Annotated in this window: 12 protein-coding genes; all 12 read right to left on the reverse strand. The window is 56.8% G+C overall.

From position 1 onward, the window contains the following. Positions 1 to 346: 346 nt before the first annotated feature. The 12 genes from HUW35_RS17645 to HUW35_RS17700 all read right to left on the reverse strand — a co-directional run bounded on the left by HUW35_RS17645 (position 347) and on the right by HUW35_RS17700 (position 15891). Complete coding sequence (locus tag HUW35_RS17645; protein WP_181253523.1) at positions 347 to 1732, reverse strand: glutamine synthetase family protein; 1386 nt, start codon at positions 1730 to 1732, stop codon at positions 347 to 349. Positions 1733 to 1800: 68 nt separating this feature from the next. Then, a complete protein-coding gene (locus HUW35_RS17650) occupies positions 1801 to 3150 on the reverse strand; it encodes an aspartate aminotransferase family protein (RefSeq protein ID WP_181253524.1) in 1350 nt (449 codons plus the stop codon). Between the two features lie 355 nt (positions 3151 to 3505). After that, positions 3506 to 4846: a cyanophycinase gene (locus tag HUW35_RS17655; protein ID WP_181253525.1), complete on the reverse strand. Its 1341-nt coding sequence runs from the start codon at positions 4844 to 4846 to the stop codon at positions 3506 to 3508. Then, the gene (locus HUW35_RS17660) at positions 4843 to 5244 is read right to left on the reverse strand and encodes a helix-turn-helix domain-containing protein (RefSeq protein ID WP_255463626.1); all 402 of its coding nucleotides are present in this window, start codon (positions 5242 to 5244) and stop codon (positions 4843 to 4845) included. The genes HUW35_RS17655 and HUW35_RS17660 overlap by 4 nt, the downstream gene beginning before the upstream one ends. Before the next feature lie 25 nt (positions 5245 to 5269). Next, a complete protein-coding gene (iadA, locus tag HUW35_RS17665; protein WP_181253527.1) occupies positions 5270 to 6442 on the reverse strand; it encodes a beta-aspartyl-peptidase in 1173 nt (390 codons plus the stop codon). Positions 6443 to 6458: 16 nt separating this feature from the next. Beyond that, positions 6459 to 7985, reverse strand: coding sequence for a putative basic amino acid antiporter YfcC (yfcC, locus tag HUW35_RS17670; protein WP_181253528.1), 1527 nt, complete (start codon positions 7983 to 7985; stop codon positions 6459 to 6461). Between the two features lie 81 nt (positions 7986 to 8066). Continuing rightward, on the reverse strand, positions 8067 to 10934 hold the full coding sequence (locus HUW35_RS17675; protein WP_181253529.1) for a TonB-dependent siderophore receptor: 2868 nt from the start codon (positions 10932 to 10934) through the stop codon (positions 8067 to 8069). A 759-nt stretch (positions 10935 to 11693) separates the two neighbouring features. Then, positions 11694 to 13109, reverse strand: coding sequence for a Type 1 glutamine amidotransferase-like domain-containing protein (locus HUW35_RS17680; protein WP_181253530.1), 1416 nt, complete (start codon positions 13107 to 13109; stop codon positions 11694 to 11696). A gap of 136 nt (positions 13110 to 13245) precedes the next feature. Continuing rightward, a complete protein-coding gene (locus HUW35_RS17685; RefSeq protein ID WP_181253531.1) occupies positions 13246 to 13554 on the reverse strand; it encodes a DUF6122 family protein in 309 nt (102 codons plus the stop codon). Continuing rightward, positions 13554 to 14228 (reverse strand): GntR family transcriptional regulator, encoded by a 675-nt coding sequence (locus HUW35_RS17690; protein WP_181253532.1) that lies wholly within the window; start codon positions 14226 to 14228, stop codon positions 13554 to 13556. The genes HUW35_RS17685 and HUW35_RS17690 overlap by 1 nt, the downstream gene beginning before the upstream one ends. Positions 14229 to 14283: 55 nt before the next feature. Further along, positions 14284 to 15402, reverse strand: a complete 1119-nt coding sequence (locus tag HUW35_RS17695) for a hypothetical protein (RefSeq protein ID WP_181253533.1) — start codon at positions 15400 to 15402, stop codon at positions 14284 to 14286. Positions 15403 to 15450: 48 nt separating this feature from the next. Next, on the reverse strand, positions 15451 to 15891 hold the full coding sequence (locus HUW35_RS17700) for a VOC family protein (RefSeq protein ID WP_181253534.1): 441 nt from the start codon (positions 15889 to 15891) through the stop codon (positions 15451 to 15453). Positions 15892 to 16014 lie beyond the last annotated feature (123 nt).

Genomic DNA, 16014 nt, shown 5'->3' on the forward strand with positions numbered 1-16014 from the left:
AATGCTCCATAGCCGCAGGAGGGTCGTCCATTAAAAAGTGACCCGTGCGTGCGGTTAGTTTCAGTATAGGCGGAGTTTTCTGGAAAACAGCAAGTACTGCCTATGCATTGACCTGCATATAGGAAGAAATTTCTGCAAAAATATTTTGCTCAAAAAAAATGCCCGCCATAAGGCGGGCCAGTTTTCTCGAACACACTTTCAGGAGGAGAGTTTGCGACGCACTGTGTACGCAAGTTCACAGCTGTCTGACTTAGGTATAGCAGACCTTTTCCATCCGCCACACACCCTGTCATCAAAGCCGTTGCTTACTGGTCGCAATCCACGCCGGAAAAAAACCGGCATCCATTTATACCCTTTGCAGGTAACTCTGGTATTCCACGTCGGTTACCCGGGCGGCAATTTCTGCCTGCTCCTGCCGTTTGAGCAACACGAACAAGTCGACGAACTCGGGATCAAAGTACTCCTGCCACAGGGCACTTTCCGCGAAGCGGTCAAGCGCACTATTCCAGGTGTTGATCAACTGCTCGCTTTCGACCTGATAGGCATCCCCTTCTACAGGTTTGGGCGGCTGTAATTTATTCTCCAGGCCATGGCAAACCCCGGCCAGAATTGCTGCCAGCACCAGATGGGCGTTGACGTCTGCACCGGCAATGCGATGCTCGATCCTCCGCGCCTTGGCCTCACTGGCCGGAATACGGAATGTCACCGTGCGATTGTCATATCCCCAACACAGGTTCAGTGGCGCGTGGCTGCTTTCCTGAAAACGGCGATAGGAGTTTGAGTGAGGTGCAAAGATTGCCATGGCATCGTTGGCCGTGGCCATCATGCCCGCTACCGCGTGGCGCAATAACTCCGAGCCCACGTCAGTGCCGTCGTCAAAGACATTGTTGCCATCTTTGTCCACCAGACTCATATGCACGTGCATGCCGTTGCCCGCGAGCTCGCCAAACGGCTTGGCCATAGCGCTCACGCGCAGGCCGTGGCTGCGGGCCACCCCTTTCAGCAAGCGTTTGAACAACAGGGTCTGGTCGGCGACCTTTACCGGATCATCACAGTGCAGCAGATTGATCTCGAACTGTCCCGGCGCGCACTCGGACAAAATGGAGTCGGCGGGAATGCCCTGCGCTTCACAAGCCGCACGTACGTCGGCAAAAAAGTGCCGCTGGGCATCAAGTTCCGATAGATCGTAAACATCGGTGGAAGGCACCAGATCGGAGTCATTGTCACTGACCGGGCGCGGGCGCCCCAGTTCATCGGCATCTTCCCGCAGCAGGTAGAACTCCAGCTCAGTGGCACATACCGCCTTGTAACCGAGACCAGCCAGGCGCTCGACCACCTTCTGCAGCTGTGCGCGGGGGTCCGCGTAGAGCGTTGTTCCATCGGCTTCGAACAGCTGCATATGCAGCTGCGCGGTCGGTTCGCGGTGCCAGGGCGCGAGCGAGATGGCAGAAACCGGCTGACAGACACCGTCACTATCACCACTGGCAAACACCAGCGGGCTGTTCTCAATATCGCGCCCCCAGATATCCAGGCTCACCGCACTGCGCGGCATCTGCAGGCCACCAGCCAGCAGTTTTTTTGCTGAATCAGCCGGCAACCATTTGCCGCGGGGGATGCCGTTGATATCAAACACGAAGCCCTCGATCCATTTGAGATCGGGGTGCCCGGCGAGAAATGCATCCGAATCCGCGAGCAACTCAGAAGACGGCTGATATTGTTTTTGTGCTGCCATAAAAAGATTCACATTGGTGGGAGGTTCGGCCCCGAGAGTTGGATACGCTCGGGGCCTATGCGACGAGTTTACGCCATGGCGCGAGCAGTATCATCCAGCGCACGGTGCGCCTTTTCTACCAGCTCGTCAATCTGCTCGATCGTGAGAATCAGCGGCGGAGCAATAATCATGGTGTCGCCAGTGGCACGCATCACCAGGCCGTTCTTGATGCTCATGTCCCGGCAGACGCCACCCGCGGTGCAATCGTCGTCGAAACGTGCGCGGCTGTTTTTGTCTTTCACCAGCTCCAGCGCACCAACCAGGCCAAGCGTGCGGGCCTCGCCAACAATCGGGTGATCCGCCAGTTCCGCCCAGCGCTTGGCCAGGTACGGGCCAGTGGTGTCGCGGACAGTCTCGATGATTTTTTCTTCGCGCAGGATATTCAGGGTGGCTATACCTGCCATACAGGCCGCCGGGTGCGCGGAGTATGTGTAACCGTGGGTGAACTCGCCACCCTTGGACTTGATCACTTCCGCCACACGGTCACTGACCATGGTGCCGCCCAGCGGGAAGTAACCATTGGTCACAGCCTTGGCAAAGGTCATCAGGTCCGGCTTCATACCGTAGTAATCGGCACCGAACCACTCACCGGTCCGACCGAAGCCGAAAATCACTTCGTCCATCACCAGCAGAATGTCGTACTGATCCAGTATTTTCTTGATTTCCGGCCAGTAGGTTTCCGGCGGGATGATTACGCCACCGGCACCCTGGATCGGCTCGGCAATAAACGCCGCTACCTTTTCCGGCCCCAGCTCCTGGATCTTTTCATCCAGACAGCGCGCTGCATGTACACCGAACTCTTCCGGGGACATGTCACCGCCTTCGCCAAACCAGTAGGGCTGCTGGATATGCTCGATATAGTCCAGGCTCTGGAACTGCTTGTGCATGCCACTCATGCCGCCGAGGCTGGCACCGCCAATGGTGGAACCGTGGTAGGCATTCTTGCGGGAGATAACGATACGCTTCTCGGGCTGCTCTTTGAGGTCCCAGTAGCGGCGGATAATACGCAGGTTGGTATCGTTGGCCTCACTGCCGGAACCGGTGAAGAACACATTGTTCATGCCAGCCGGGGTCACTTCCGCCAGCATGTCAGCCAGCTCGATGGACGGCACAGTAGTGCACTGGAAGAAGCTGTTGTAGAACGGCAGCTTGTTCAGCTGCTCGTAAATGGCTTCGCTGATTTCACGACGGCTGTAGCCGAGGTTGCAGCACCACAGGCCCGACATGCCGTCGAGCATTTTGTGGCCATCAATGTCGGTGATATAGGCGCCCTCGGCGCTGGTGATCACTCGTGTGCCCTGGTTACCCAGATCGTGGAAATCGGTAAACGGGTGCAGCAGGTGCTCGCGGTCATGCTGTTGTAGCTGGCTTTTGTTCATGAACTCACTCCTGAATCGAATTGCGTCAGAGACGCCCCTGCGCAGCGGGGCCAAAAATGTGATCACATTTTAGGGGTAAGAACGGAGATGGTGCAACTGGTATTCGCAGCAGGTGCATCGACACATGGATAGATCAAGCGTAGTGCCGATTGAGAGCCAGTGGTCGCGCGGGTTTAGCTGAAGGGGCCAGCGGAGATAAAGGAAAGGAGAAGGGCCGGAAACCGGCCCGAAATGGTGAAAAGCATGGTGGAAAGGCGCCATGGACAGTGAGAACCAGCGGGTCACCATGGTGTGGGCCCCGCCCCGATTGAACCTGCCCGCGAGGAACTGCGTTACGAGGGCTTCAGTAGCCGCTCTATTCCGCCGCTTGGATCGATACCGACACCGGCTCAATATCGAGCAGCACCCCAACCACGGAATACTGGTCCTTGGTGCCGGAGCCGTAGTGCCAGTACCCCCTGGAATCATCGGTCTGGCGAAAGCGAAACAGGACACCACGGCCGGTCTGGTCGTCAAATGTATAACGTCTCAACAACTGCATTTCACTATTGTCCAGTAGTGAAAAACCGAGCAGCTGATCCAGGCGCTGGTTACCCAGGGCCATACCAGCACCCTGGGTGGCACGGTATCCAAATGCCTCTTTGCCCGCCGTTTCGCTGCCTTTCGCTGACACTTCCAGGCTCTCCCAGTCAAGGCTGTCGCCATCACTCAGCACGCTAAGCTGCACCCCGTTCACGGAAAATGCGTTTTCCCCGGACGCAAACTGCGCACCGCGGCCGTCGGTAATCACCAGGTTGCCGGCGCCCACAACGGTCAGGGTTTTCGCGTCCAGGTTCACCAACACACCGGTGTCCTCATCCACACCAAACCCCAGTCGCTCAGCCGCTGCCGCGCTGTGCCCCAGGGCCCGCACGAGCCGTCCCAGGCGTGCCTTGCGATCAAAGTGCTGGTCGACGATCCCTACCGGCATGAATCCCAGTCCGCGGGCGAGCAGCAACTGGCCGGCCTCCTGGCTTTCCATCCCCGCATACTCACTCACGCTGGGCAGGGTCAGTGCGCTGAGTGAATCTCCGGCGGCAATCATGGTATGACTCATGATGGCCGCACCGGCACTGGTACCTCCGACCACTGCGCCCTGCGACAACTGGGTACGAATCGCCTTCAATACGGGGGTATCCTCGCCTTCCGCATCCAGCAACGTACCGGTAATACGCATCTGGTCACCGCCCACAAACCAGATGCCACCAACATCTTCCAGGCTTTCAGCCAATGCCCGGTCATTGCCACCCTGCAGCCACTGACTTTCATCCACGGACTCCGTGGCAGGGTCGTCTTTCACCGCGATGGGCAGCACACGGATATCACCGGCAAAACCATAGCGGCGCAGATCCTCGGAAAACTGCTGCGCATAATGAGCCGGCCGACCGGATGCCGCCGGCACGATTGCCACGTTCGGAAACCCGGCGGGAATAGCATCAATAAATGCCCGGTAAACCCGGCTGTTATCACTGCGCAAGGCACCACCGACAATCAGCAGGCTACCTGACTGTCGCGACGCATCACGCTCTTCGAGCCCCGCTTCCTGTGCACGGACAGCGATCCCCTCGACTAAAGCCCCGTCATCTTCGCCCGCACACCCCAGTGTGGCGAGCAGCAAGATACCCAGGAATGACGCTGTCATCGTTGAAAATTTCATAAACTGCTTTCCACTCGAAAAAATTCTGACGCAGATGCCTTCAGGCGAAACCGGTCTGCTGTGACCGTTTCTCTTTCGCCCAGCGTCCGCTCCTCGCGCGGGCTTCTTCCGCAATACTCTTTGAAACAGCGACTGAAATGGGAAGCGGAGCGAAACCCGCATTGCTGTCCAATAGCATCAATACTCAAACTGCTCTCAAACAACAGCTTGCGCGCCTGTTGCAAACGCAGCTCACGATAAAAACGTGCTGGCAATACACCTCTCCGTCGACAGAATATCCGCTCGAGTTTTTTGACGGAGATATCGAGATAAGCCGCCAGCTCGCCGGTTTGCAAGGGCTCGGAAAGGTTACTGCGCATCAGCGCCAGGGCCTCGTCGAACAGGTGTCGGTCTTGCATTGCTGCCACAGGATTTCCCCAGACGTTAGTCGGAACGCTCCGCTGTCTGCGGTTGGCGATCAAACAACTGCCAGCGCCCCTTCGCCATCACGTGCGTAATCTGAAAGCGCTGTGGATCCACCAGGATCAGGTCGGCATCGCGTCCCGCAGCTACCTGCCCTTTGCGCTTGAGACCCAGCGCACGCGCCGGGTTACTGGTCACCACCTGCAGTGCCCGGGAGATCTCTACCTTTTCGCGCTGTACCGCACTGCGAAACTCGTCAAACAGGCTGGCGATCGCACCCACTTCCATATCGCGCAGCTCGCCGAGATCACAAAAGTTTGTGAGGGACCCCTGGGCATCAGAGGAAAACGTCAACTGATCCACTGGAGCGCCCTGCTCCAGCGCCATTGCCAGCGCCTGGCTCGCGCGCATTTCGCCACTGGCCAGAATCTCCTCGGTCGTAGACGTTGTGAAGTCGATGAAACCACCGGCGCGGGCAAACTCCACACCATGCTCCAGTAGCGAAGTATTGCGATTCATGTGTGTGGGATAAAACTGGGAAATGGGAATCTCAGAATGTTCCACCACATCGAACAGCGGTTGCAGACGCCCCGAACCATCGCCCACATGCACGCTGATCACACCGCCCTTCCCACTCAGCAGGCCGGCAACCCGAGCGTCTGCCGCAATGCGGATCAGCTCATCCCGCGAGGGGTGCGAAGATCGATGATCGGATATGGCGAGCTCGCCGACGCCGATTATGTTGTCCACCAGCATGATGTCGCTGCGTACGCTGCCGGTCAGCGTATTCACCGGCACCTGGTAGGAACCGGTTTGCATAAAGCAGGTAATACCCTGCGCCTCAAGGGCCTTGGCCTTGCCGAACAGTTCATTCAGGGTACGGGTAGTCGCATCGGTACCCAGAGCGCCCACAACGGTGGTTACCCCCGCGGCAATCGCATCCCGCACATCCAGTTCCGGTGTACGTGAGCCGAATCCGCCCTCGCCACCACCGCCGCTGATATGTACCAGAGTGTCAACAAGGCCCGGCATCAACCAGGCGCCGTCAGCATCCACTACCTGACCGACAGATTCCGGCAGGGTCAAATGCTGGTCGATCTTTGCCACGCGATCTCCGGCCACCAAGACATCACATCGGCCGAGGCTGCGCGGGGCGAAAACTTCCGCATTTTTAATCAGAGTGATTTGAGACATAAAAACTGCTTAAAATTTAAAAACCGGATACCGCGGCGATCAGCACCGCGAGCGACGCAAACAGGAACAGCATTCCCTGCAAGGGCAGCACAAAGCGCACCCATATGCCCCAGTCCAAACGCGCCGCACCCAGGCAACCCATCAGCGCCGCAGAGGTGGGCACCACAATATTGGTAAGTCCATCGCCGAGCTGAAATGCGAGCACCGCCGTCTGTCGCGTGACTCCCACCACATCGGCGAGCGGCGCCATGATCGGCATGGTCAACGCCGCCTGGCCGGATCCGGAAGTAATAAAGAAATTGAACACCGTCTGAAAAGCCAACATAAACCAGGCTGAGACAGCACCAGACACGTCCGCAAGGCTGCTGCCCGCAGTGTGTAGAATCGTATTCAGGATACTTGCCCCCTGGGGATCATCGCCCCCCAGCAACAGCACAATACCCTTGGCAAATGCCACAACCATGGCGGCGGGCAGCAATTGCTGAGCCCCCTCTTTGAACGCTGCGGCCGCTTTGTTCGCGGTCAGGCCATTAAGCCCAAACCCGATGGCCACCACAGCAATAACAATACCCAGGGTAAAAAACTGGCTGGCAATTTCAGGCAGGAAATAACTGCGCTCCACCACGCCCCAGATCATCCAGGCAATACCGGCACAGAACAGCAACAACACCCAGCCATCACCACGCACCATGGTCTGCAGGGCGTTTGCGGAAACCGCTTTATCCCGAAATACACGGTCAGACTCATAGGCCAGAGACCGCGAGGGCTGCCGCTGCACCCGGCGCGCGTAAAAGATCGTGTACCCCGCGAGCCCGCAGGTCGCCAGTAGCCACAGGGCCATACGCAAGCCGCTACCGGACATCAGGGGCACACCGGCAATTCCCTGGGCAATACTCACACCAAACGGGTTCATCCACGAGGTGGCAAAACCCACCTGTGTGGCAACATAGGTCACCAGCAGCGCGGTGATACTGTCATACCCCATGGAGACCAAAAGTGGCACCACTATCAGGGTAAAAGGAATCACCTCTTCCCCCATTCCGAAGACAGCGCCACCCAGGGAAAACAGAAAGCACAGAATCGCGAGATACCAGTGCCCGGCATCACGATTACGCGCAATTACCTGGAACAGGCCGCGCTCTACAGAGCCACTGGCAAATATCAGACCGAATGCGCCACCGGTAAGGAGAATAAACGCAAATACGCCGATAGATGCCCCCCACTTGCTACCAGACACCATGCCCTCGAAGGCAAAGTTGAGGAACCCGATACCACCGCCCTCGGCAAACAGCGACATACCCGCCGGTTCATCCGATGCTCTCTGATAGCTTTGTGGATCAATTACACTGCGCTCGACACCGTTGACCACCTGCGTGACGGTTTCGAAGGTACCTGCGGGAATCAGGAAGTTCAGAGCGAAAGCCAACAGTGCTACCGCCAGCAAAATCAGATAAGTATCTGGCATTGCCCAGGCTTTGTTCACCGTTTGTCCCTCTGCATCCGCAACATCGGCGCAGGAGGAATGGGTATCGCTTGTCTGCATAGGAGTACACCGCAGTAAAAGAAAAAGGGGTGGCGGGCGCAAACTGCGCGCCCGCCGGGATCAGGTCCTGTGAGACGCCGATCAGAACGCGTGGCCGTAGCTCAGGGTATAGAACCGTCCCATCGCGTTATGGTTAAAGTTATCCACGTTAGCACTGGTACCCAGCACCAGAGGCGGCTCTTCGTCCAGCAGGTTTTTGACCTGCAGGCTCAGCCAGCTACCGGTGTCGAAGTCTCGGCTAACGCTGAGATCGAAGGTCAGCCAGCTGTCGACTTCCACTCCGCCGTTTTCATCCATGTTTACTTTTGACAGGAAGTACTCAGCACCCGGCTCCATCAACGCATCCAGGGTGCGTTGAGACGGATCATCGGCATAGCTGTGGGTGTATCTGGCACTGAGGGTGGAAGACCAGTTCTCGTAGCGCCAGCGCAGGGAGCTGTTTGCCAGCCAGCGGGGGTAGGTGTACTCACCAGCCTCGCTGATCACGCCGGAGACTTCTGATGGCAACTTGTCAAATTGCGCCATATAGGTTCCATCCAGCGTAAAACGGAAGCTGCCCCAGTTTTCGGTATCCAAGTGTTGCGTAAAAGCAAGGTCAACACCACTGGTCTTCTGCCAGCCAAGATTGGTCAACTGGAAGTGGGCATCCACAACAATATTTCCAACCACTTCCAGGCCTGGCTGACCGGGCAACAGCTCACCGGCCTCCACTATCGGATACTCTCCCGCCAGTGCGCGTAAAATAAAGTCGTCTTGCTCAATGCCGATCAGGTTTTCGTGCTCGATATTCCAGTAGTCAATACTGATCTCGGTATCTTCCGTCGGCTTCAGCAGGAAGCCAGCGCCCCAGGTAGTGGCGGTTTCGGGCTTCAGATCGTCATTGCTCACATCTTCAGACAGCAAAGACTGACCATCGGCAGTGGGGTCACCATCACAGGCACCCGGTGTCGCCTCACAATCCACGGTATAGCTGGAAAGCAAGGTGCCAGCACCCACCTGCGCCAGCGAAGGCGCTCGGTAGGAGGTAGACCAGTTACTGCGGAAAATAACTGCATCATTAAATGCGTGGCGCAGCGCAACCTTCGGGTTGGCGTCTCCACCGAAACTGTCGTAATAGTCATATCGCAGTGCTAACTGGAGCTCGGTAGTTGCCGCCAGCGGAATCATCTGCTCGGTATACACTGCCCACTGGTTCCGCGAGGCATTGGCGGAAGTGGAGCTGAATCCGAGAATTGGCTCAGGATTATAGGTCGTTGATACTGCATCGGCAGCCGGCATATCGTTAACGGTCTCGCGGCGGAATTCACCCCCAATTGCCACCTGAATCGCGCCGGCAGGAAGCTCTATCCAACTTCCGGAAATATTTCCGTCAATCGCGTAAAGACTGGATTTACCACTGCGCTTGGCATCGGTGCGGACAAACTCGTCAATCGCATCCACCTGATCAGATTGACCATTGAACGGGTTGTACCATGCGGTGGTTTTACCAACATCTTCACAGGTTTCGCCAGCCCCATAGCTCGCGCTCGGACGCACCAGATCCAGGTCCCAACGATTCACGACCGTACCGTCAGTACACAAGTTGCCCAAGCTGGCGTTGTAAAAAGCTTCGGAGTTGTAAAGACCAGAAATGCCACGCTGTTCTGATTCACTGCGTCCCAGGTTGGCCGCCACTTCCCAGTTCCAATTGGATACTTCGCCACGCAAGCCAGTTACCAGACGAGTCGACTGCGACTCGACTTCAACTGCCCTTGCGTCCGGGAACTTCCCGTAAGCAAAAATCGGATAGCCATAGAAATCTGAAAAATCACTGGTAGGCGCGTCAGGACTGAAAGAACCCTCTTCCACGATATCCGCTTTCAATTGCTCTGGCCAAAGTGGGCTCTCCGGATCAAAGGGCGCTCGTGAAAAGTTGGCAGGAGAAGACGTACCGCGAGATGCCGTTGTCTGCAGCATCAAGGTGTTGAACCACTCGAGGTTGTCAGAAATATCGTAATTGAAGGTACCAACTACGCTCGCACTTTCGTACTCATCCTGAGTCGCAGCAATCGCGTTGGTATTGAACGCACAGTATTCACCGAAATCCCCAAAACCAAACTGATCCGCAGGACAGCCGTCCTCGTCGGGAGACTGGGTTTGATCGTAGTACATCGAATAGAAATCATTGAAGCTGGGGTAAATACCCTGCTGGCTCGGGCGCACGGAGTTCGCCGTCAATTTACGGTCGCGATCGTACATCGCATTGCGTGAAAACAGGTCCACTACCACCATGGTATGGCTGCGTTCGCCCTCGCGGCCCCATACCCAGTTCAGGTTGTACTTGCCTTCATCACTGCCAGCAGTGGAGTTACCGTGGGTCAGCGTGACTTCATTACCGGTAAAATCTTCACGCAGTACAAAGTTCACCACGCCCGCTACTGCGTCGGCGCCGTAGGTGGCAGCGGCGCCACTGGGCAACACTTCCACACGCTCGATAGCAGACAGGGGAATGGAGTTCACATCGACGAAGGACTCCTGCCCTTTGGCAAATGAACTGACGGATACACGGCGGCCGTTGACCAGTACCAGAGTGGAACTGGCACCCAGGCCACGCAGGGAAACACCGGCAGCGCCGACCGGAGTATTGCTGGATAGCGGCCCACCGGTTGCTGTAGAAAAGGTGCCGCTGCCGCCACCAGTCTGGCTCAGCTGCTGCAAAATTTCGATCGGTGACGTAGCGCCGGAGGCTTCGATATCGTCACGGTTGATCTGCACTACCTGTACCGCGCCCTCGGTATCCAGGCCCTTGATGTGAGTACCGGTAACCACCACCTCTTCTACGGTGGACTCCGCCGGTTGCGTCACTCCCTGCGCCATAACAAGCGCGCTGCCGCCCATCAGGGAGCAACCGACAGCCAATTTTACGGCCTTGCTTAAGGGAGATTTTTTCAACTGGGTTCTGTTATCCATTTTATGCCCTCCAGGAACCTGGTTCCTGTCTCTATTGGTTCTCTGTGATCTTCGTTTTGACCAGCGCCGTCCATCGACATCTGGCGATTTCGTTGAGGAAGAAAACCGGCGGCATTGCAGTGCAACCCAGTCACCGTACAGCGCGAACGACGCACGCAAATACGCCACGGACTGACACAGTAATTTGGGTAGGAGATTTAAGAACGGATAAATCCGACTTATAGCTTCCTTGCGCCCGCATACATTTTTTAATGGCTATGGCTATCTTGGATTTGCTGTTGAATACGAAAACATTCGCAACGAACATTCGCAACAATAGGCAGGAGAAACCAGACAGGAAAGCTCAAAAAATGCGGAGCCCCCGGTTAAACCGAGGCGGGGAAGCTACTCGTCAAACCACTCGCTGAGGTAGTAGTTGGAGGAGCAGCGCTCAATGGCAGCAATATTATTCATTTTGCTCTATATGCCTTGCACTTTGCGCTTGATGGTTGAAGCCCGATCAGCCGCTGTTACACCTACCAGCCAATCTTGATCTAATTTTTATCACGCTGAAAAAATACTGTAAAGCATTTCCGTTGAGTAATTTTATCTGCACATAGATCCCGGAGACAGCCGAATTAACTGCAACACGCCCGCGCCAAAGGAGCACTTTCTTTCGCGGAGACAAAAGGAATTTCAGGCCACAAAAGAAGACCGGGAAGGAATTGCCTTCCCGGTCTTCAGGTTTACCCACACTTTAATGCTCGAGAAAGTCGCGGCTTACTGGTAGGGCTGATTCAGATAAAAATTGGACGAACGACCGTCTATCCCGACCCGCTTCGGCGTAACATTGCTCGCTCCAGTGGATATATTGAATTGGTCGAACTCACTGAGCTTATAGCGCAACACATCCTCATAAACGACTGGCAATCCACATTGCGCCTGGGTCCGGGAAGTCTGCGCATCCTCCTGCAAAACGTAGACGTTACCAGCCCCGTCCACTACCCCGCTGCCATCCGGGGTGAAGAAAATAGAGGTCGCCTCATCTACACCGACCCCCTGGATACCTGCGGGAAGGCCCGCCATAAATGCCATCAGCCGGCCCATGCGATCGCGCTCGGCAAAATGGGTATCGACAATCACGCCCTGCATGATGGCAGTACTCAGAAAGCCTGAAGAAATATTGATGTATTCGTGGCACAAGTCGGTGACAGCCTCCGACGAATAAGCGCCGAGCACGCCATCGGGATCGTAGATGGATTCCGACTGCACCGCGGCACCGGCCGATGTGCCCCCAAGAACGCCGCCACGGGCCATTACCTGATCCAACGCCTGCTGCAACGCAGTGCCCTGCCACTGATTGAGATAGTCTGACTGGTCTCCACCGGCGATCCAGACAAATTCTGCAGAATTCACCGCCCAGGTAACATAGTCATCATTGGCGTGCTGAGGGCGATCGACAATGAGGGTTTCCACGGAATCCGCATTCAGCAAACCCATGAGGTAATCGTTGTAGCCATCGCTGCCACTGGTGCGCAGCACCACAACGTCGCCACCGCCAATCAACGGCTCAACCCTGCGCGTAAAGGCCGCATCCACATCGCTGCCACCGCCCATTACCAGAAGCCCGCCAGCGCCCTGCTCCACACAGACATCCGCTTCGCTGCCAGTCATATAACGGGTAAGGCCGCCGGGTTTATCGGGGCGCGCACCCAGCTCGCAGGTACCACCACCGCTACTGCCGCCACTACTGCCACCGCTGCTACTTCCTCCCCCACTACTTCCACCGGTATCGGGGATACCGTCGACGGTGAGGGTGTAATCACCGCGGCCGCTGTATCGGGTTACCTTGAGCGTATACAGCCCGCTGCCATCGACATAGACGCTGGCAGCTTCCGGTCGATCACCGGTTTCCGCGCTGTAGAGTCGCTGGGAGGCATCGTACAGGTGCCAATCGAAGTCATCGCCACTGGAATGATCCAGGGAAATGTCCAGATTCGCCGGGGAATCGACATTGAAGTAGTACCAGTCCTGATCACGTCGATTGGCAATATTCCCCGCAACCGCCTGGGCGGAACACAGCGGGCCATCGGCATCGGACTCGGCGTCATTTGATTCACTTTCCGCAGACACACAGGCAAATGCGCCGTTACTTAACACGGAAAACAACAATACAGGTATCAGTTTACTTCCCATGGTTGGCTCCTTGAGGCTTGTTTATTTTTATTGCCGAACAAGGGTACCCAAGGGATCGACCCCGAACATCGAATTCGGGGCCGATGGGAAAAAACAGTCAAGTTTGGGAAAAAACAGAACAGTTTGCCGCGCGGAATCAAATACCGCAGTCGAGCGCATCCAGCAGCATATGCGTGACCAGACCGATACCCAGCCAGCGTATAGGCTTCCAGGGCAAAAACATCATGGCCCCGTAGAAAGAGATGGGAAACATTTTATGCAGGGGGTGGAAATTGATGCTGCAGCGGCCTGGATCGTAAATCGGGGAAGCCAGTAAATGGTCGAGATCCACCAGGTTGGCAGCCAGCATCACCAGTGCCGCCTTTTTCCAGTCGTCGCGAAAGAAAAACCACGCGATTGCCAGTGGAATCAGGACATGTAAAACAATATGGATATAGCTGAACATCAAGACGGCATCAATTCTTCGGCGGAAATAGAACCCAGGCCCTCTTCGATGTCCTGGCGTATGGCGGTGCGGACCTTCTGCTCATCGCCACTGGCGATGGCGGCAATCAGGTCCTGATGTCGGTCCGGCAGCTCCTGAACACCAAAACGCTGAAATACCAGATGCTGTAGCGGCGCGGTCTGCAGCCACAGGCTTTCGATCAGCGACAGAATGATGTGCGGGCGGCCGAGGCGATAGAGAGTAAAGTGAAACTCCAGGTTGGCGGTGACATATTCCTGGATATCTTTTTTATCGAGAGAGGCTGTCACCCGGTCATCCAGGGCCTTCAACACTGCCAGTTCTTCTTCACCGACGAACGGCAACGCCTGGGCCGCAGCCTGACACTCCAGTGCCACCCGCGCCGCACAGATTTCATCCAGCTTTTCGCGGGTCATGGTCGGCACAGTGACACGTCGGGTATCCGACAGCTCCAGCGCGCGCTCAGAGGTCAGCCGGCGCAGCGCCTCTCGCACCGGCATCGGGCTGCAATCCAGATCTGCAGCGAGACCGCGAATGGTAATCGCCCTGCCTGGCAGGAACTGGCCGCGCAGTATGGCGTCGCGCACCTGATAGTAGACTCGCTCCTGGGTGGTGCGGAACTCTTCCTGTGGCTCGGTAAACTCGGCGTTTCTCAATGGCGGCCCCGTAGTACTGGTGTCGAAAAGTGCCCGGAAGTGCTCGCCGCACCCCTCAGGCAGACATCGCCAGGGCCAATTTGTGTGGCGCCTGATCGCTGCCGACCGCAATCAGTGCATCGGCAATGGCACCAGTTTGCCACATTTCAAAGAAATCCTCCGCTACCTGCTTGCCGGCCTCGGTCACCGCATTCCAGTATTTGAGGCGCTCCTCGGTCGAAAGCTTCACAAAATCGTCCCGATCGGGGATCTTGCCGAAGGGCAATTTGGCCACCCACGCGGGAGAGGGTGCCACCAGGATCACATTGTCCATGGCCCCACCGCGCACCCAGCGCCAGCGGAAACTCTTGTCGAACCAGCCCGGCACCATATACGGGAAGAAGTGCGGATACAGCACCAGCCCCTGCGGATGCTGGAAGCCGAGGTCGAAATGGTAGTCGGTGATGCCGCCGTCCCGATAATTGCCCGCCGGTGCCCCCGTCGGGGTGGGCACGCCGGCCATCACCAGCGGGATGGAGCCTGATGCCAGCACGGCAGGGCACACATTTTCCGCAACGAGTGGCGTGTTGACCGTAGAGAGATTGCGGAAGGCGACAGATGGCGCCTCGCCGGAGTGGAACACAACCCGGTCCCAGAAGGCTCGCAGGGTGCGGCGGCTCACGGCATTGGCCAGCGCCGATGCCAGCAGCGCGGGTGCCAGCACAGCCTTGTTATCGCTGCCAAGGGGGCCGCGTCCCCGCACGGTAACAAAATGGCTGCGCCATACGGGATTGGCCGCCACCTGGGCTGCGCCCTCCTCCCCCAGCACATCGAGCAGGATCTTCTCGCCGGCAGCGGTAATCTCACCCGGCGTGGGTCGCTCACTGGCATAGGTCTGGTTTACGTAGCCGTATTCCAGCTTTTCCAGGGACGCCATGGGGTCAGAGGTGGCGTAACACATATTGCGGAAACTGCCGATGGAAGACCCCAGTGTCGCGATGGGATCCTTGCGGCCGCGAAAAAATTCGCCGATCAACACGCGATCGAGCTGGCTAATGGACAGCCACTTGGGGCCGCCGGAGGCGCCCACCAGGGTGGACACCATCTGCTGCTGCAGACCTTCCTCGCGCACCCTGCGCGCGGCACTGGCCCCGGCCAGCACAACACAATTCTCGAATTTTTTCGCTTTCGCCATCTTTGCGCCCACAAACTACTGTCTTTCGTGATTACCGCTCGCCAGTGATTACCACTCGCCGGTGTTTTCCATTGAAGCCCACGGCTCCTGGGGCTCGAGCGCATCGCCCTTCTGCAGCAGCTCAATGGAGATATTGTCCGGCGAGCGCACGAAAGCCATATGACCGTCGCGGGGTGGTCGATTAATGGTCACCCCCATATCCATCAGGCGCTGGCAGGTTTCGTAGATATTGTCCACGCGGTACGCCAGATGACCGAAGTTGCGGCCGCCGGTATAGGTTTCCGGGTCCCAGTTGTAGGTGAGCTCGAGACACGGGCGCTTGTCGCCATTGGCAGTATCTGCATCGCCCGGGGCGGCAAGAAATACCAGGGTAAAGCGTCCCTTTTCGTAATCATTGCGGGTTACCTCGTAAAGGCCCAGCTTGTCGCAATAAAATTCCAGAGATTTCTCAAGGTCGGTGACTCGCACCATAGTGTGCAAATATTCCACTGCATCGCCTCCTTTGGGGGATTACAATCCCAGTACATCAATCAGGATGACTACTTTAGCCACCCGCCACAAAGTTACCAGAGCGAAATGTACCAAAAATACTATCGACAGTTTTTACAGGCT

Origin of the sequence: Microbulbifer sp. YPW1, from assembly GCF_013367775.1 — a bacterium.
Classification (GTDB): domain Bacteria; phylum Pseudomonadota; class Gammaproteobacteria; order Pseudomonadales; family Cellvibrionaceae; genus Microbulbifer.